The 17,678-nt window shown below is 74.8% G+C and carries 18 protein-coding genes; all 18 read right to left on the bottom strand.

All coding sequences use genetic code 11. From position 1 onward, the window contains the following. Nucleotides 1-31 precede the first annotated feature (31 nt). The gene (lgt, locus tag E1O70_RS04025) at nucleotides 32-1,045 is read right to left on the bottom strand and encodes a prolipoprotein diacylglyceryl transferase (protein WP_061267744.1); all 1,014 of its coding nucleotides are present in this window, start codon (nucleotides 1,043-1,045) and stop codon (nucleotides 32-34) included. Continuing rightward, nucleotides 1,042-1,944: a tryptophan synthase subunit alpha gene (trpA, locus tag E1O70_RS04020; RefSeq protein WP_082774452.1), complete on the bottom strand. Its 903-nt coding sequence runs from the start codon at nucleotides 1,942-1,944 to the stop codon at nucleotides 1,042-1,044. The genes lgt and trpA overlap by 4 nt, the downstream gene beginning before the upstream one ends. Next, entirely contained in the window at nucleotides 1,941-3,197 is a 1,257-nt protein-coding gene (gene trpB, locus E1O70_RS04015; protein WP_061267779.1) for a tryptophan synthase subunit beta, read from the bottom strand. The genes trpA and trpB overlap by 4 nt, the downstream gene beginning before the upstream one ends. A gap of 139 nt (nucleotides 3,198-3,336) precedes the next feature. Then, on the bottom strand, nucleotides 3,337-4,149 hold the full coding sequence (gene trpC / locus E1O70_RS04010) for an indole-3-glycerol phosphate synthase TrpC (RefSeq protein ID WP_061267743.1): 813 nt from the start codon (nucleotides 4,147-4,149) through the stop codon (nucleotides 3,337-3,339). Between the two features lie 186 nt (nucleotides 4,150-4,335). Continuing rightward, entirely contained in the window at nucleotides 4,336-4,767 is a 432-nt protein-coding gene (locus E1O70_RS04005; protein WP_061267742.1) for a DUF2752 domain-containing protein, read from the bottom strand. 12 nt (nucleotides 4,768-4,779) lie between these two features. Beyond that, nucleotides 4,780-5,304, bottom strand: coding sequence for a DUF4190 domain-containing protein (locus E1O70_RS04000; protein WP_061267741.1), 525 nt, complete (start codon nucleotides 5,302-5,304; stop codon nucleotides 4,780-4,782). Beyond that, nucleotides 5,301-5,576 (bottom strand): HGxxPAAW family protein, encoded by a 276-nt coding sequence (locus E1O70_RS03995; RefSeq protein ID WP_228075274.1) that lies wholly within the window; start codon nucleotides 5,574-5,576, stop codon nucleotides 5,301-5,303. The genes E1O70_RS04000 and E1O70_RS03995 overlap by 4 nt, the downstream gene beginning before the upstream one ends. 86 nt (nucleotides 5,577-5,662) lie before the next feature. Next, nucleotides 5,663-6,304, bottom strand: coding sequence for a Trp biosynthesis-associated membrane protein (locus E1O70_RS03990; protein ID WP_061267740.1), 642 nt, complete (start codon nucleotides 6,302-6,304; stop codon nucleotides 5,663-5,665). Further along, nucleotides 6,301-7,878 (bottom strand): anthranilate synthase component I, encoded by a 1,578-nt coding sequence (locus E1O70_RS03985; RefSeq protein WP_061267739.1) that lies wholly within the window; start codon nucleotides 7,876-7,878, stop codon nucleotides 6,301-6,303. Before E1O70_RS03985 ends, E1O70_RS03990 begins: the two co-directional genes overlap by 4 nt. After that, on the bottom strand, nucleotides 7,875-8,342 hold the full coding sequence (hisI, locus tag E1O70_RS03980; RefSeq protein ID WP_061267738.1) for a phosphoribosyl-AMP cyclohydrolase: 468 nt from the start codon (nucleotides 8,340-8,342) through the stop codon (nucleotides 7,875-7,877). Before hisI ends, E1O70_RS03985 begins: the two co-directional genes overlap by 4 nt. 84 nt (nucleotides 8,343-8,426) lie before the next feature. Further along, the gene (locus E1O70_RS03975; RefSeq protein ID WP_082774451.1) at nucleotides 8,427-10,316 is read right to left on the bottom strand and encodes an ABC transporter ATP-binding protein; all 1,890 of its coding nucleotides are present in this window, start codon (nucleotides 10,314-10,316) and stop codon (nucleotides 8,427-8,429) included. Then, nucleotides 10,313-12,220: an ABC transporter ATP-binding protein gene (locus tag E1O70_RS03970; RefSeq protein WP_061267777.1), complete on the bottom strand. Its 1,908-nt coding sequence runs from the start codon at nucleotides 12,218-12,220 to the stop codon at nucleotides 10,313-10,315. The genes E1O70_RS03975 and E1O70_RS03970 overlap by 4 nt, the downstream gene beginning before the upstream one ends. A gap of 252 nt (nucleotides 12,221-12,472) precedes the next feature. Continuing rightward, a complete protein-coding gene (hisF, locus tag E1O70_RS03965) occupies nucleotides 12,473-13,243 on the bottom strand; it encodes an imidazole glycerol phosphate synthase subunit HisF (RefSeq protein WP_061267737.1) in 771 nt (256 codons plus the stop codon). Next, nucleotides 13,240-14,310 (bottom strand): FKBP-type peptidyl-prolyl cis-trans isomerase, encoded by a 1,071-nt coding sequence (locus E1O70_RS03960; RefSeq protein ID WP_240696589.1) that lies wholly within the window; start codon nucleotides 14,308-14,310, stop codon nucleotides 13,240-13,242. Before E1O70_RS03960 ends, hisF begins: the two co-directional genes overlap by 4 nt. Before the next feature lie 13 nt (nucleotides 14,311-14,323). After that, complete coding sequence (gene pafA, locus E1O70_RS03955; RefSeq protein WP_021479769.1) at nucleotides 14,324-15,685, bottom strand: Pup--protein ligase; 1,362 nt, start codon at nucleotides 15,683-15,685, stop codon at nucleotides 14,324-14,326. Between the two features lie 6 nt (nucleotides 15,686-15,691). Beyond that, entirely contained in the window at nucleotides 15,692-16,468 is a 777-nt protein-coding gene (gene prcA / locus E1O70_RS03950; protein ID WP_082774449.1) for a proteasome subunit alpha, read from the bottom strand. Next, the gene (gene prcB, locus E1O70_RS03945) at nucleotides 16,465-17,388 is read right to left on the bottom strand and encodes a proteasome subunit beta (RefSeq protein WP_082774448.1); all 924 of its coding nucleotides are present in this window, start codon (nucleotides 17,386-17,388) and stop codon (nucleotides 16,465-16,467) included. Before prcB ends, prcA begins: the two co-directional genes overlap by 4 nt. A 19-nt stretch (nucleotides 17,389-17,407) precedes the next feature. After that, nucleotides 17,408-17,608: a ubiquitin-like protein Pup gene (locus E1O70_RS03940; RefSeq protein WP_021479766.1), complete on the bottom strand. Its 201-nt coding sequence runs from the start codon at nucleotides 17,606-17,608 to the stop codon at nucleotides 17,408-17,410. Between the last annotated feature and the right edge of the window lie 70 nt (nucleotides 17,609-17,678).

The following is a 17,678-nucleotide window of genomic DNA, read 5'->3' as shown; positions in this document are numbered from 1 at the left end:
CCCGGCGGATTCGCCGTTGAGTGACGGAGGCTCAGCGACCGGGGTCTGGTCGCGCGGCATCTGCCTGCTCGGACTCCTCCGAGTCGTCGGAGTCCGCGGTCTTCTCGGGGTCCGCGGCGTCGGTCGACTCCTCGACCGGCTCCGTGGGCTCCGTGGCGGGCGCCTCACCCGGCGCGTCGAGGGACACCGTCTCCTCGCGCCCGGGGTGGCGACGCCCGACAACGATAAACGCTACCAACGCACCGACACCGACCAGGATCGAGGTCCAGACGTTCAGCCGGAGACCGAGGACGAGCTCGGCCTCGTCGATGCGCAGCATCTCGATCCACACCCGACCGAGCGTGTAGACGAAGACGTAGAGCCAGAATACCCGACCATGACCGAGCCGGAACCGACGGTCCAGGTAGATCAGGAGCAGGGCAGCCGCGATGTTCCAGACCATCTCGTAGAGGAACGTCGGGTGGAACAGCGTGCCCGGCGGGTAGCCGGCCGCGGCGGCGACCGAGTCGTCGACCCGCAGGCCCCACGGCAGCGTCGTGGGCGAGCCGAACAGCTCCTGGTTGAACCAGTTGCCGAGGCGGCCGACGGCCTGCGCGAGGAGCAGCCCCGGGGCGAGCGCGTCCGCGAACGCCGGGAAGCTCACACGCTGGCGCCGGCACCCGATGTACGCGCCGACCGCGCCGAGCGCGACCGCGCCCCAGATGCCGAGGCCGCCCTCCCACACGTACAGCGCGCGGACGGGGTCCCCGTTCGGGCCCCAGTACGGGTCGGGCGTCGAGAAGACGTGGTAGAGCCGCCCGCCGACGATCCCGAACGGGACCGCCCAGAACGCGATCTCCAGGACGTCGTCGGCCTCTCCCCCGCGCTCGACCCAGCGGCGGCGCGTGAGCCACAGGGCGACGCCGATCCCGGCGAGGATCGCGAGCGCGTAGGCGCGGATGGGGAACGGCCCGAGGTACCAGGTGTGCTGGGGCGGGCTCGGGATCGCCGAGGGCAGGGCGCCCGCGGCCTCCACGAGCTGCCCGACGGCGAGCGCGGCGCTCATGCGACCACCCCGCCGGGCGTCGTCGTGCCGGGCTGCTCCCGGCGGGCGGACCGCACCCCGGCCGCCAGCGAGGCGGCGACCGTGCGGAGCGCGGCGAGCCGCTCGTCCCACGGGGCGTCACCCAGCAGGGGCCGGACGAACGCCGAGCCGACGATGACGCCGTCGGCGTAGCGCGCGACCTCCGCGGCCTGCTCGGCCGTGGAGACGCCGAGGCCGACGCACACGAGCTCGGCGCCCGCCGCGCGCGTGTCGGCGACGAGCCGCGCGGCCTGGGGCCCGACGGCGGCGCGCACGCCCGTGACGCCCATCGTCGAGGCCGCGTAGACGAAGCCGCGCGACGCGCGCGCGGTGAGCCGGAGGCGCTCCGGCGTCGAGCTCGGCGCGACGAGGAACACGCGGTCGAGACCGTGCGCCTCGGCGGCGTCCAGCCACGCGCGGCCCTCGTCGGGGACGAGGTCGGCCGTGATGAGCCCGGCTCCCCCGGCCGCCGCGAGGTCGCGCGCGAACGCGTCGACGCCGTAGCGCAGCACGGGGTTCCAGTACGTCATGACGAGCACCGGCACGCGTCCGCCCGTGCGCTCCGTGACGGCCGCGACGACGCGGAAGACGTCCGCGACGCGCGCACCGCCGTCGAGCGCCGCCTGGGCAGCGGCCTGGATGACCGGTCCGTCCATGACGGGGTCCGTGTACGGGATGCCGAGCTCGAGCACGTCCACGCCCGAGTCCACGAGCGCGAGCGCCGCCTCGACGGAGCGGTCGACCGTCGGGAAGCCGACCGGCAGGTAGCCGACGAGCCCCGCGCGACCCTCCGCGCGCAGCTCGAGCAGACGGCGGGCGGTGGCCGACGCCGTCCCCGGCGTCGACGCCCCGGGTGCGTCCTGGGTCTGGGCGGCGCTCACAGCTGTCCCTCCGTGCCCGTCGCCGTCTCGGCGATCGCGTCGTCGTCCACGAGGTCGAACCACCGGGCGGCGGTCGCCACGTCCTTGTCCCCGCGCCCCGAGAGGTTCACGAGGATCACGTGGTCGGTGCGGCCCGCGGCCGCGGCCTCGCGCCCGACCCGCAGCGCGCCCGCGAGGGCGTGGGCCGACTCGATCGCCGGGATGATCCCCTCGGTGCGGCACAGCAGCCGGAACGCGTCCATCGCCTCGGCGTCGGTCACGGGCAGGTACGTCGCCCGGCCGAGGTCGTGGAGCCACGAGTGGGCCGGCCCGACGCTCGGGTAGTCGAGACCTGCGGACACCGAGTGGCTCGGCAGGGTCTGGCCGTCCTCGTCCTGGAGGAGGTACGAGCGCGCGCCGTGCAGGACGCCCGGCGCGCCGCCGCTGAAGCGGGCCGCGTGGCGGCCCGTCTCGATGCCCTCGCCCCCCGCCTCGAAGCCGAAGAGCTCGACGCCCTCGTCGTCGAGGAAGGCGTTGAAGAGCCCGAGCGCGTTCGAGCCGCCGCCCACGCACGCGGCGAGCGCGTCGGGCAGGCGCCCGATGCGGTCGAGGATCTGCGTGCGCGCCTCCTCGCCGATGACGCGGTGGAACTCGCGCACCATCTCGGGGAACGGGTGGGGCCCGGTCACGGTGCCGAGCAGGTAGTGCGTCGTGTCGACGTTGGCGACCCAGTCGCGCAGCGCCTCGTTGATCGCGTCCTTGAGGGTGCGCTGGCCGATCGTCACGGGGACGACCTCGGCGCCGAGGAGGCGCATGCGCGCGACGTTCAACGCCTGGCGCCGCGTGTCCTCCTCGCCCATGTAGACGACGCACTCGAGGTCGAGCAGGGCCGCGGCGGTCGCCGTCGCGACGCCGTGCTGGCCGGCGCCCGTCTCGGCGATCACGCGCTTCTTGCCCATGCGCTTGACGAGCAGCGCCTGGCCGAGGACGTTGTTGATCTTGTGCGAGCCGGTGTGGTTGAGGTCCTCGCGCTTGAGGAACACGCGCGAGGCGCCGGCGTGCTCCGCGAAGCGGGGCACCTCCGTGAGCGGGCTCGGGCGGCCGGTGTACTCGCGCTGAAGGCGCGCGAGCTCGGCCACGAACGCCGGGTCGTCGAGCGCCTTGCGGTACTCGGTCTCGAGCTCGTCGAGCGCGGCGACGAGCGCCTCGGGCACGTAGCGCCCGCCGAACTCGCCGAAGTAGGGGCCCTCCTGGGTCGCGAGGGAGCGCGTCAGGTCGGCGCGGACGGAGTGCGCGCCGCTCGGAGGGGTGGTCGATGGTGTCGAGTCGGGCACGGGGCCGGTCCTCCTGCGTGGTGGGGTGTGCTGGGCCGGGGCGCGGCGCCTGCGACGTGACGGACGGTGCCGTCGTGCCTCAGGGCCGCACGGACCACAGCGACGGGTGCGACCCGGCCGCGACGAGGTCGGCGACGGACGAGCGCGGCGCGTCGTCGGTCACGAGCGCCTCGCCGACCAGCACGGCGTGCGCGCCGGAGCGGGCGTAGTCCATGACGTCGTGCGGCCCGCGCACGCCGGACTCGGCCACGCGGACGACCTCGTCGGGGATCGCGGGCGCGAGGCGCGCGAAGGTCGTGCGGTCGACGTCGAGCGTCTTGAGGTCGCGCGAGTTGACGCCGACGACCCGCGCCCCGGCGTCGAGCGCGCGCGTCACCTCGTCGAGCGTGTGGACCTCGACGAGCGCGGTCATGCCGAGCGAGTGCACGCGCTCGACGAGCGACGTGAGCACCGTCTGCTCGAGCGCGGCGACGATGAGGAGCACGATGTCCGCGCCGTGCGCGCGCGCCTCCCACACCTGGTACGGCGTCACGACGAAGTCCTTGCGGAGCACCGGGACGTCGACCCGCGCCCGGACGGCGTCGAGGTCGGCGAGGCTCCCGTTGAACCGCCGCTGCTCGGTGAGCACCGAGATCGCGGCCGCGCCGCCCTTCTCGTACTCCCCCGCGAGCTCGGCCGGGTCGGAGATGGACGCGAGCGCGCCCTTGCTGGGGCTCGACCGCTTCACCTCGGCGATGACGGCCACGGCGTCCTCCGCCTTGAGGCGGCTCACGCACTCGAGCGCACCGGGGACGCGGGCGGCTCGTTCCTTGAGCTCGTCGAGCGAGGTCGTCGCCTGGCGTGCCGCGAGGTCCTCGCGCACACCCGCGACGATGTCGTCCAGCACCGTCATCGTCCCACCACTCCCCGTGTCGTCCCGCCCCCTGCCGGGCCGGTCGGCCGGCGTGCACCCACAGGTTCGGGCCGACCCGTTGACAGGGAGGTACCTGCCATCGTAGAGCCGCCCCCGAGTGACGATGACCACGGCCCAGCCCCCGAGACACGGGCGGCGCGGCAGGTCGCGGTCACGGCCGTCGGCTCAGGCGGCCACCGGGCCCAGCCACGGGACCAGGGCGGGCACGTTGCGCAGCACCCCGAAGAGCACGAGCACGGCGAGCGACGTCCACGCCACCCCCGCGGGCACGCGCGGCGCGGGGCGGCCGCGCCAGGCACGGACGAGCCACACGCCCCACAGCACGACGAGCAGAGGCGCGACGACGACCCACAGCGGGTTCATGGACCAGGCCGCGGCGAGGTCGAGGTGCACGAGGTCGTGCGTGGCCCGTAGGCCGCCGCACCCGGGGCACGCGAGGCCCGTCAGGGCGAGCAGCGGGCACGTGACGTAGTGGCCCGGGCGGTTCGGGTCGACGGCGCCCACGTACGCCGTCGCGGCGGCGACGAGCGTACCGACGGCGAGCGGCGCCACGGCCTCGCGCGGCACCAGCCGTCGGCGCACCGCCTCGGACGTCACGTGACCGCCCCGTCAGTACTGGTCGGGGATCGTGCCGACCCAGGCGAGGACGGCGGGAAAGAACACCAGCAGGAGCAGCAGACCGATCGCGGACAGGCCGATCGCGACCCAGCCGAGGATGATCCCCGCCGTCGCCATGCCGTCGTTGTCCGCCTGGCCCTCCGCGACGGCACGCTTCGCCGCGTTGCCCACGATCACCGCGGGGATGCCCGTGAAGAAGCCGCAGCTGAGCACGAACGCGGCGATGCCCAGGACGAGGGACCAGATCGCGAGGTTGTTCTTCGGGTAGTACGGCGGCGGCGCGTAGGCGCCTGCCGGGTACGGCTGGCCCGGGTACTGCTGGCCGGGATACGGCTGCCCGGGGTACTGCTGGCCCGGGTACGGCTGACCGGGCTGCTGTTGCCCGGGGTAGCCCTGGTCAGGACCCTGCGGGCCGGGGTGCTGCGGGCCGCCGGGCACCGACGCGCCGTACGGCGCCCGCGACCCGTCCTGCGGGGGCGTGCCGTCGTGCGGGCCCGGTGCCGGCGGCTGCGTCACCGCGCGTCCTGCTTCTTCTGCCCGTAGCCCATGTTGCGGAGCACGAGGCCGCCTACGAGCGCCACGGCCACGACGCCCATGCCGACCCAGAACAGCCAGACGGCGGCGACCACGACACCGATCGCGGCCACGAGGGCGCCGACCATGATGCCGATCATGGTGAACCACGCGGCGACGGTGTGGCCGTGGTTCGTGGGCGGTGCCGCGGGCGGCAGGTAGGCGATCTCGGTGGTCTGCTGGTTCTCGGCCATGAGGGTCGTGCCTTTCGTCAAGATGTGGTCAGAGCCTATCGGACCGGGCCGGGGCCCGTCCCGTCGCGGGACGTCGGCGGACGTCGCGTGGGACACGTCCGCGCTGCTCAGCGGTCCGTGGGGTCCTCGCCGCGGGAGAGCGCGTCCCACGCGTCGTGGTCGGAGACGTCCTCGGCGTCGGCGGGGCCGGCCGCGCCCTTGGCCTCGGGCGTGCCGTCCGCGGGCGTGCCGGCTGCCGTCGCGGGCGTCGCCCCGGCCCGCTCGTGCCGCGTCGAGGCGCTCGCCCACGACCGCGCGCCGAGCGCCACCCACACCACCACGAGCACGGTGAGCACGCCGAGCACGGCCGCCACCCAGGGCGCCGCGGTGAGCTCGACCGGTGCGGTCGGCTCCGTCACGCCCGTCGCCTCGGCCACCGCCGACCGGGCGGTCGGTTCCGGGTCGATCGCGACGCTCAGCGCCGACACCGTCGCGACGACGCCGCTGGCCGCCGCGACCGCCAGGACGATCCACCGGCCGACCCGTCCCACGAGGCCGAGCGCGAGCGCGGCCGCGACGAGCACGAGCGCGGCCGCGCTGACGCCGGGTGCGGCCGACGTGCCGGCCACCGCGACGTCGACCTGCGGGTCGAGCGCGGTGGCCCCCGTCGTGCGCAGCCACGTGGGCACGGCCGCCGCGAGGGTCGCGCCCCCGAGGAGCAGCAGGACCCAGATGGCCGTGCGGCGGGCCGGGCCGCCGGGGCGGCTCACGCGAGCCCCCGCAGCCGCGCCGCGACCTGCACGGCGCGGACCGCCGCGGCCGCCTTGTTGCGCGACTCCGCGTACTCGAGCGCCGGCACGGAGTCGGCGACGATCCCGCCCCCGGCCTGGACGCTCGCGCGCCCGTCGCGGATCAGCGCCGTGCGGATGGCGATCGCCATGTCCATGTTCCCGTCGAAGTCGAAGTACCCGGCCGTCCCACCGTAGATCCCGCGCGAGGCGGGCTCGAGCTCGTCGATGAGGGCGATCGCGCGCGGCTTGGGCGCGCCCGAGAGCGTCCCCGCGGGGAACGTGGCCCGGAAGGCGTCGAGCGCGGTCGCGCCGTCGCGCAGCGTGCCGACGACCGTCGAGCACAGGTGCATGATGTGGCTGAACCGCTTGGTCGCCATGAACTCCACGACCTCGACCGACGTCGGCTCGCAGACCTTGACGAGGTCGTTGCGCGAGAGGTCGACGAGCATGATGTGCTCCGCGAGCTCCTTGGGGTCCTCGCGCAGCTCCTCCCCGAGCGCGACGTCCTCCTCGGGCGTCGCGCCGCGCGGCCGCGAGCCCGCGATGGGGAACGTCGTGACCCGCCCGTCCTCGACCTTGACCAGCGTCTCCGGGCTCGACCCGACGACCGCGAAGTCGCGCCCGTCCGCGTCCGTGAGCTGGAAGTAGTACATGTACGGGCTCGGGTTGATCGTGCGCAACGCCCGGTAGACGTCCAGCGGGTCCGCCGGGCAGTCGAGGTCCAGGCGCTGCGAGAGGACGACCTGGAAGACCTCGCCCTCGCGGATCGCGTCCTTGCCCGCCACGACGGACGCCTCGAACTCGTCGCGCGTCGAGCGGAACTCGAGCTCCGGCTCGACGGCGTCGGCGGCCACGACCGACGCGACGTGCGCACCGCCCGCGACGAGGCGCGCCTGCATCGCGTCCAGGCGCCGCACCGCGTCGGCGTACGCCTCGTCGACCCGCTCGTCCGTGTCGTCGAAGTTGATCGCGTTCGCCACGAGCCACACGCTGCCCTCCGCGTGGTCGACGACCGCGAGGTCCGTCGCGAGGCACAGCGTGAGCTCCGGGACGCCCAGCTCGTCGGGCGCGTGCGCGGGCAGCGTCGGCTCCCAGTGCCGGATGACGTCCCACCCGATCGCCCCGGCGAGCCCGCCCGTGAGCGGCGGGAGGCCGTCGACCGCGGGCGTGCGCAGCACGTCGAGCGTCGCCTCCAGCACCTCGACCACGTCGCCCTCGCGCGGGACGCCCGCGGGCACGTCGCCCGACCACACCGCCCGGCCGTCGCGCGCCGTGAGGGTCGCGCGGGACGCGACGCCGACGAACGAGTAGCGGGCCCAGCGCCCGTCCGACTCCGCGGACTCCAGCACGAAGGTGCCCGGCCGCCCCTGCGCGAGGGTGCGGTAGAGCCCGACGGGCGTGACGTCGTCGGCCAGGAGGCGCCGCACGACCGGGACGACCCGGCGGGAGCGGGCGAGCGCGCGGAAGCCGTCGAGCACGGGCCACGTCGTGCCCCACGCGGGCCCGCCCGCGGGGACGGTGGTGGTTCCGGCCGGGTCGACGGTCGTGCTCACTGGTTCTCCTCCTCGGGGTCCGGTCCGACGACGGGCGCGGCCCCGGCGTCCGGGGCACCCGGCGCGGACGGCAGCTCGCCGACGACGGCGCCCAGGTCTCCGCCGGCCTCGAAGCACGTGCGGGTGCCCGTGTGGCACGCGGCGCCGACCTGGTGCACGCGCACGAGGAGCGCGTCGCCGTCGCAGTCGAGCGCGACCGAGCGCACCACCTGGACGTGGCCCGACGTGTCGCCCTTGCGCCAGTACTCCTGGCGCGACCGGCTCCAGAACGTCACCCGCCCGGTGGTCAGGGTGCGGTGGAGCGCCTCGTCGTCCATCCAGCCGAGCATGAGCACCTCGCCCGTGTCGTGCTGCTGGACGATCGCGGCGACCAGGCCGGCGTCGTCGCGCTTGAGCCGCGCGGCGACCTCGGGGTCGAGCGCGGACGGGGTCGTGGTCTGCGGGCCGGTCGTGGAGTCGGGCACCCGAGAATCCTGCCAGACGCCGGGCCGCCGCCGGTCCCCCGTCTCGCCCGACCCGGCGTGACGTCGGTCGCCCGGCCGCGCGGGTCAGCGGGTCTGGGAGACCCAGGCGTCGTGCATGCGGGCGTAGACCCCGCCCGCGCGGGCGAGGTCGTCGTGGTGGCCCACCTCCACGACGTGCCCGGCGTCGACGACGACGACGAGGTCGGCCGCCTCGGCCGTGGAGAGGCGGTGCGCGATCGTCAGCGTCGACCGGCCCGCGGTGAGCGACGCGAGCGCCCGCGCGATCCGGACCTCGGTCGCCGGGTCGACGGCGGACGTCGCCTCGTCGAGGACGAGCAGGTCCGCCTCGGCCAGGTAGGCCCGGACGAGCGCGACGAGCTGCCGCTCGCCCGCGGAGAGGGACTCGCCCCGCTGGCCGACCGAGGAGTCGAGCCCGTCCGGCAGGTCCGCGACCCAGTCGGTGAGGCCGAGCCGCTCGACGGCCGCCTCGATCCGGGCGCGACGCGCGGCGGCCGGCTCCTCCTCGGCGGCGCCCCGGAGCCCGTAGGCGACGTTGTCGGCGAGCGTCCCGTCGAACAGGAAGCCCTCCTGGGGCACGAGCACGACCCGCTCGCGCAGGGATGCCACGGACAGGTCGCGCAGGTCCGTGCCGTCCAGGAGCACGCGCCCGCCCGTCGGGTGCATGAGCCGCGTGACGAGCTTCGCGATCGTCGTCTTGCCCGAGCCGGTCGCGCCGACGACGGCGACCGAGGCACGCGCCGGCAGGTCGAGGTCGACGCCGTGCAGCACCTCGGGCCCGTCGGGGTAGGCGAACCGGACGCCCTCGAGGCGTACGTGGGCCGGGCCGCGCGGGCTGCGCACGCCGTCGGGGCCCTTGTCGACGACCTCGACCGGCGTCTCCAGGACCGCGAGGACGCGGCGCCAGCCCGCCACGGCGTTCTGCAGCTCGTTGAGGATCTCCGTCGCCATCTGGACGGGGCCGGTGAAGAGCTGGACGAGGAACAGGAAGGCGAGGAGCTGCCCCACCGAGATGTCGCCCGCCACGCCGAGCAGCGACCCGACGACCACGACGACCGCGAGCACGAGGTTCGCCACGAGCACGCCGCTCGAGAACACGACGGCGACGAGCTTCTGCGCCCGGACCATCGCGCGCCGCGTCGCGTCGACCGCGGCGTCGATGCGGCGGGCCGTCCGGGCCCCGGCGCCGTACGCGCGGATGGTCTCCGCGCCGACGACGGACTCCGAGATCGCGCCGAGCATCGCGCCGACCCGCGCGCGGACCTGGGTGTACGCGTCGTTGACCCGCGCCTGCGCGGGGCGCAGGACGAGGAACAGCGGCACGAAGCACGCCCACACCACGAGCGTGAGCTGCCACGAGTAGACCGCCATGAGCACCGTCGCGACGCCGATCTGCAGCACCGAGACGAGCAGCATGATCCCGCCCCACTGCACGAACAGCGAGATCGTGTCGACGTCGCTCGTGACGCGGGAGACGAGCGACCCGCGCCGCTCGGAGTTCTGGGTGAGCACCGACAGGTCGTGCACGTGCCGGAACGCGCGCACGCGCAGCGCGGCGAGGCCCGCCTCGGTCGACCGGAACAGGCGCACGTTGACGAGGGCCGAGCACAGCCCGGCGAGGACGAGGATCCCGGCGGCGACGCCCACGAGCACCGCGACGCGCGTCGTGTCCGGACCGCCGTCGGCGAGCACGCCCGTGTCGATGGTCTGCTGCACGGTCACGGGCACGACGACCCGGCCCAGCGCCGCGGCGACGGCGAGGCCGAGGGTCACCCAGATGCCGGCGAGGATCTGCGGCGACACCTGCACGCCGCGACGCAGCGTCGCGAGGACGCCCAGGGCGCTCGCCGAGGCGATGCGCGCGTCGCCGGTGCGGACGTCCGCGCCGCCGTCGACAGCGGGACCCGCGCCCCGGCGGGGCGACCGTCCGGGTCGTTCGGTCGTGGTCCGGGTCATTCCTCCAGCGCCCCCGTCTCGACGTGCCGCACGACGTCGTCCTCCTCCGTCTCCTCCTGGCGCACGAGGTCGTCGTCACGGTGACCGTCGCGGACCTGCTCGTCCTCGCCCGCCTCGCGCACGGAGTCGTCCGTCGCGTCGGCGCGCTCGTTCTCCCGGCGCTCCGCCTCGCGCGCGTACGCGGTCGCGAGCTCGCGGTACCCCGGGTCGCGGGCGAGCAGCTCGTCGTGCGTCCCGACGTCCACCACCTGCCCGGACTCCACGTGCACGACGACGTCCGCGAGCGCGACGCTCGACATGCGGTAGGCGACCATCACGACCGTCGGGCGGTCGTCGCCGCCCCGCGCGACGCCCGCGAGGATCTCCTGCTCGACCCGCGGGTCGACGGCCGAGGTCGCGTCGTCGAGGACGAGGAGGCGAGGACGCCGGACGAGCGCGCGCGCGATCGCGAGACGCTGGCGCTGGCCACCGGACAGGTTGGCCCCCCGCTCCCCGAGCGGGGCGTCGAGGCCCTCCGGGAGCCGCTCGACGACGTCGTCCACGCGCGCGAGCCGCAGGGCCGCCCAGACCTCCGCGTCGTCCGGGCCGGGGTCGCCGTCGTCGACGAGCGTGACGTTCGCGCGCACGGTGTCCTCGAACACGAACGCCTGCTGCGCGACGAGGGCGACCTGCGTCGTGAGGTCCGCCTCGCGCACGTCGCGCACGTCGGTGCCGTCGAGGAGCACGCGCCCGCGCGTCGGGTCCGAGAGCCGCGCGAGGAGCGAGACGAGCGTCGTCTTGCCGGCGCCCGTCGGGCCGACGACGGCGACCGTCGTCCCCGGCGCCACGGTGAGGTCCACGCCGTCGAGCAGCGTGAGCTCGCGGCCGCCCGCCCGGACGTCGACACCGACGCCCTCGAGCCGCACGCCCAGCCCGGCACCCGTCCCGCTCAGGGCCGACGTCCCGGGACGCAGCACGCCCCCGGCGTCGACGACGCGGCTGATGCGCTCGTACCCGACGAGCGCGCGCGGGAGCTCGCCGAGGACCCAGCCGAACGCGCGGACCGGCACGGCCATGACGGTCAGGAGGTACGCGGCGGTGATGATGTCGCCGGGCGCGACGTCGCCCGCGGTGAGGCGCACGGTCCCGACGCCCAGCACGAGGAGCGTGCCGAGCGACGGCAGGAGCTCGATGACGGGGTCGAAGAACGCGCGCACGACGCCGACCCGCACGTTCGCGGCGCGCAGCTCGTCGGTGCGCTCGGCGAAGCGGCGCTCCTCGCGGTCCGCGGTGCCGAGCGACGTGACGAGGAGCGCGGCCTCGAAGCTCTCGTGCGCGACGTCGGACACCTCGGCGCGCAGCTGCTGCGCCCGCGTGATGGCGGGCGACATGTAGCGCTGGAACACGATGTTCACGGCGACGGCGACAGGGATCACGACGAGCGCCGCGCACGCGAGCCAGACGTCCACCCGGAAGAGCATCACGGCGGCGACGCCGATCATGACGACGACGCCCAGCGCGAACGGCAGCGGGTTGAAGACGCCCGTCGCGGCCTCGACGTCGGAGTTCGCGTTCGACAGGAGCTGCCCGGCCGGGTGCGAGCGGTGCCACGACATCGGCAGGCGCAGGTACTGGCGGGTCACCGCGGTGCGGTGGCGTGCCTGCAGCGCGGCGTACCCGTTGCCCGCGAAGATGCGCCGCGCGGCGACGCTCACCGCGAGCGAGAGCGCGATCCCGGCGAGCACGAGGCCCGCGACCCAGATGCGGCCGCGCGCAGCCTCGTCGCCCGCGAGCGCGGGCACCACGACGTCGTCGGTGACCCGGCCGACCGCGCTGCTCACGGCGACGGTCAGCGCGCCGAACAGCGCGGAGGACCCGATCGCCAGCACGTAGGTGCGCGGCTCGTCGCGGATGCCGCGCCCCATGAGCGCGAGCGAGCGGCGGACCCGGGAGCCGGTGAGCGCGTGCGGTCGGCGGACCGACGGCTCGGCGGGGAGCCGGTCGCGGGAGCGGTCGTGCCGGGCGGCGGTGGCCGGCGGGTCGGTCGGGGCGGGCGGGGCGTCGGCGCCGGTGGGGCGCGTCCTGCTGCCGGGCACGGGACGGTCCTCGTCTTTCGTTCAGGGGGTGGCCCGATCCTCTCACGGGCTCCCGACACCGCCGCCGGGCGTCCGCGCCGGTCAGCGCACCCGCACGCCCTCGGCCCGCATCGCGTCCTTCACCTGGCCGACGGTGAGGGCGCCGAAGTGGAAGACGCTCGCGGCGAGCACCGCGTCCGCCCCGGCGCGCGCCGCCGCCACGAAGTGCTCGGGCGCGCCCGCCCCGCCGCTCGCGATCAGCGGCACACGCACCTCGGAGCGCACCGCGGCGAGCATCTCGAGGTCGAACCCGGCGGTCGTGCCGTCCGCGTCCATCGAGTTGAGCAGGATCTCGCCCGCGCCCAGCCCCGCTGCGCGCGACGCCCACTCCACGGCGTCGATCCCCGTGCCGCGACGCCCGCCGTGGGTCGTCACCTCGTAGCCGGACTCCGTCCGCACGTCGCCGGTCGTGCGGCGCGCGTCCACCGAGAGCACGAGCACCTGGCTGCCGAAGCGGTCCGCGATCTCCGCGATGAGCTCCGGGCGGGCGATCGCCGCCGTGTTCACGCCGACCTTGTCCGCGCCCGCGCGCAGGAGACGGTCCACGTCGTCCGCCGAGCGGACCCCGCCACCGACGGTGAGCGGGACGAAGACCTGCTCGGCGGTCCGCCGCACGACGTCGTACGTCGTCTCCCGGTTGCCGGACGACGCCGAGACGTCGAGGAACGTCAGCTCGTCGGCGCCCTCGGTGTCGTAGCGGGCGGCGAGCTCGACGGGGTCGCCCGCGTCGCGCAGGTTCTCGAAGTTCACGCCCTTGACGACGCGTCCCGCGTCGACGTCGAGGCACGGGATCACGCGGATCGCGACGGTCATGGGGAGTCTCCTCGGTCGGCCGGCGCTCCGCCGGTCGTGTCGGTGCCGGCCGTGCCGGTCGTGTCGGTGCCGGTGTCGGTGCCGGCTGTGTCGTCGGCCGTTCCGGTGTCGCCCGCGCTCTCCTCGGTCACGGGGAACTGGGCGTCGAGGATGTCGACGACGTAGACGAGCGTCTCGCCGGCCAGCGGGTTGGCGGTCGCGCCGTAGGCGAGGTCGGGCGGCACGACGAGGAGCACCTGGCTCCCCACCGACTGCTCGAGGAGCCCCTGCTCCCACCCCTCGATGACCTCGCCGATGCCGATCATCACCGACAGGGGCGCCGCGCCGTCGGTCCACGTCGAGTCGAAGACCTCGCCGTCGGACCAGCGCACGCCCGAGTACCGGACGGTGACCACCTGACCGACCTCGACCTGGCGCCCGTCGCCCCGGACGAGCGGCTGCACCACGAGGCCCGCGGGCGCCGCGGCCTCCGACGGGACGGTGACGCTCGGTGCGCCCTGCTCGTCGAGCGTCACCGTGGGCAGGCCGTCGACCGGCTCGACCGGCTCCCCGGACGCACGCGTCGGCAGGACGTCGACGACCAGGGCGACGGGGACGCCGTCGTCCACCTCGAGGCGCAGCAGGCGCGCCCCCACGCGCTGGCCCCGCAGAAGGTCACGCAGCTCGCGGCCGACGGACTCGTCGGTCAGCGTGCGCCAGCGCGGCGCGTCCGTGTACGTGTTCTGCAGGACGGTGCCGTCGCGCAGGTCCTCCGCGTAGAGGTTGAGCAGCAGCGGGCCGCCGTCGACGAGCTCCGCCCCGGCGCCCGGCCACACCACCTCCGACCGCGCGTCCGGCACGTCGAGCGGCGCGCGGTACTCCAGCGCCGGCGGGGCGCCGGACGACCCGGCGACCGTGAGGTCGGTGTTGAGCGGCGTCTCCGTCGCGTCCTCCGGCTCCGTGCACGCACCGAGCACGAGCGCCGCGAGGAGCGCCACGAGCAGCACGAGCGCGGCCCGGGACGCGGGCGCACGACGAGCGCGCCGGACGCCCCGAGGGCGCCCGGCCGCGAGGGCCAGGTTCGTCACATCACGTCCTGCATCACATCGACTCGATGAGGCGCTCCACGCGCTCGTCGACGTTCCGGAACGGGTCCTTGCACAGTACGGTGCGCTGCGCCTGGTCGTTGAGCTTGAGGTGCACCCAGTCCACCGTGTAGTCCCGGCGGGCCTCCTGGGCGGCGCGCACGAAGTCGCCGCGCAGCTTCGCGCGCGTGGTCTGCGGCGGGACGGCCGTCGACTCGAACACCTCGAGGTCCGTGGTCACCCGCTCGACCATGCCGCGCGCCGCGAGCAGGTTGTACAGCCCCTCGGTGCGCGAGATGTCGTGGTAGGCGAGGTCGAGGCGCGCGATCCGCGGGTCGTCGAGCTCGAGACCGTGCTTGGCCTGGTAGCGCTGGATCAGGCGGTACTTGATGACCCAGTCCAGCTCGCGGTCGACGAGCGAGAGGTCGCCCGTCTCGAGGGCGCGCAGCCCGCGCTCCCACAGGTCGAGCACCTGCTTGACGACGGGCGTCGGCGCGACGTCCTGCTCGACGAACTCGCGCACGCGCTGCAGGTACTCGCCCTGGAGGTCGATCGCGGTGACCGTCCGGCCGCTCGCGAGCTGGACGGGCTGCTTGCCCGTCATGTCGTGGCTGATCTCGCGGATCGACCGGATGGGGTTCTCGAGCGCCAGGTCCCGCATGGGGACCCCCGCCTCGACCATGCGCAGGATGAGGTCGGTCGAGCCGACCTTGAGCATGGTCGTCGTCTCCGCCATCGAGGAGTCCCCGACGATGACGTGCAGGCGCCGATAGCTCTCGGCGTCGGCGTGCGGCTCGTCGCGCGTGTTGATGATCGGGCGCGACCTGGTCGTCGCGCTCGACACCGCCTCCCAGATGTGATCGGCGCGCTGGGACAGGCAGTACACGGCGCCGCGCGGCGTCGCGAGGACCTTGCCGGCGCCAGTGAGGACCTGGCGCGTGATGAGGAACGGCACGAGGACGTCCGACAGGCGAGCGAAGTCGCCCTGGCGTCGCACGAGGTAGTTCTCGTGGCAGCCGTACGAGTTGCCCGCCGAGTCGGTGTTGTTCTTGAACAGGTGGATCCGGCCGGGCAGTCCCTCGTGCTCGAGCCGCTGCTGCGCGTCCGCGACGAGGCCCTCGAGGATCCGCTCGCCGCCACGGTCGTACGCGACGAGCTGACGGACGTCGTCGCACTCCGCCGTCGCGTACTCGGGGTGCGAGCCGACGTCCAGGTACAGCCGGGAGCCGTTGCGCAGGAACACGTTCGACGAGCGGCCCCAGGCGACCACCTTGCGGAAGAGGTACCGCGCGACCTCGTCCGCCGAGAGCCCGCGCCCGTCGTCGGACGCGCACGTCACGCCGTACTCGGTCTCCAGCCCGAAGATCCTGCGGTCCATGCGGCGCTACCCCTCGTCCGTCGGGCCGGTGCCCGTCGTGTCGTCGGGCGCGCCCTCGGCGGTCCCGTCGGTGGTGGTCGCCGCGTCGTCGTCCGCGAGGAGGCCCTCGAGGACGGAGCCCGTGAGACGGCGGAACGCGCGTCGGGGCCGGGTGCGGTCCAGGACGGCCACCTCGAGCTGCGCGGCCGGGATGGTGCGGGCGTCGTCCGCCTCGCCGCCGGACGCGAGCGCGTGCACCGCCAGGCGCAGCACCTCGGCGAGCCCGAGACCGGGCCGCCACGCGTCCTGGAGCACTCGACCGAGCTGGTCGGCCTGGCCGCCCATGACGACCACGCCCTGCTCGTCGGCGACGGAGCCGTCGTAGGAGATGCGGTAGAGCTGGTCCTGCTCCGCCGTGCGACCGACCTCCGCGACGACGAGCTCGACCTCGAGCGGCTTCGACTCCGTGGTGAACACCGTGCCGAGCGTCTGCGCGTACGCGTTCGCGAGACCGCGCGCGTTGACGTCCGTGCGGTCGTAGGAGTAGCCGCGCAGGTCCGCGTACCGCACCCCGGCGACGCGCAGGTTCTCGAACTCGTTGTACTTGCCCACCGCGGCGAACGCGATGCGGTCGTAGATCTCCGAGATCTTGTGCAGCGCGCGCGACGGGTTCTCCGTCGCGAACGCGATGCCGTCCTCGTAGGCGAGGACCACGACCGACCGGCCGCGCGCGATGCCCTTGCGCGCGAAGTCCGCCCGGTCCTTCATCAGCTGCTCGGGCGAGACGTAGAAAGGCATGTTCACGCGTCGTCACCTCCGGTCGGGCCGTCCTGCGGGCGGTCGTGCGGGACGGCCTCGGCGTTCGTCACCGGGGGACGGCCGCGCTCCACGCCCGCCCCGGAGCGCTCCGCCACGATCTGCTCGACGACCGCCGCGAGCTCGTCGTCCGGCACGCGCTCGTAGCCGTCGGCCGTGACGACCGCGACCACCGGCCAGATCCGGCGGACCGGGTCCGGGCCGCCGGTGGCCGAGTCGTCGTCCGCCGCGTCGTAGAGCGCCTCGACCGCGACGCGCACGGAGGCCGCCCGGTCGAGACCGGTGCGCCACAGCTTCTTCAGTGAGCCGCGCGCGAAGACCGAGCCCGATCCCACCGAGTGGTACGCCCGCTCCTCGTACCGCCCGCCCGTGACGTCGTACGAGAAGATCCGGCCGGCGCCGCGGTCGAGGTCGAACCCGGCGAAGAGCGGCACGACCGCGAGGCCCTGCATGGCGAGGCCGAGGTTCTGGCGGATCATCGTCGACAGGCGGTTCGCCTTGCCGTCGAGCGAGAGCAGCGCGCCCTCGATCTTCTCGTAGTGCTCGAGCTCGAGCTGGAACAGGCGCACGAGCTCGACGGCGATCCCCGCCGTCCCGGCGATACCCACGGCCGAGTACTCGTCGGCCGGGAAGACCTTCTCGATCTCCCGGTTCGCGATCATCGAGCCCATCGTCGCGCGGCGGTCCCCCGCCATCACGACGCCCGCGCCCACGCCCTCGGCGCCGAACGTCAGCGCCACGATCGTGGTGGCGTGCGGCGCGTCCGGAAGCGTGCCGGACGCCGCGTGCCCGGCCACGCGGTGCGACGGCAGCAGGTCGGGGGCGTGCCCGGACAGGAACTCCAGGAAGGACGACGACCCGGGGGTCGTGAACGCGTCGGGCAGGCGCCCGGGCTGGTCCGTGCTCATCGGGTTGCCGTCACCCTTCCTACTCGCCGCCCTTCTGCACGAAGCCCCGGACGAAGGACTCCGCGTTCGTCTCCAGGACCTCGTCGATCTCCTCGAGGAGCGCGTCCACCTCGGCGTCGCGCGACTGCGCCTGCGGCGCGACCGGGGTCGCCGGGGCCTCGGGCTCGTCGTCGGGACGCCGGTCCTCGTGCGACGCGTGCGTGCGTTCGGTACCCGCCATGGCTGCCTCCTCGTCCGTCGGCCGGCCTCGCGCCGACGCTCTGTCCGTTCCAACCCCGTCCGGGCTCGCG

It is taken from the genome of Cellulosimicrobium funkei (assembly GCF_004519295.1).
Taxonomy (GTDB): domain Bacteria; phylum Actinomycetota; class Actinomycetes; order Actinomycetales; family Cellulomonadaceae; genus Cellulosimicrobium; species Cellulosimicrobium funkei.
Note: the sequence above shows the minus strand (reverse complement) of the source record. Positions and strands in the feature narration are given on the sequence as shown.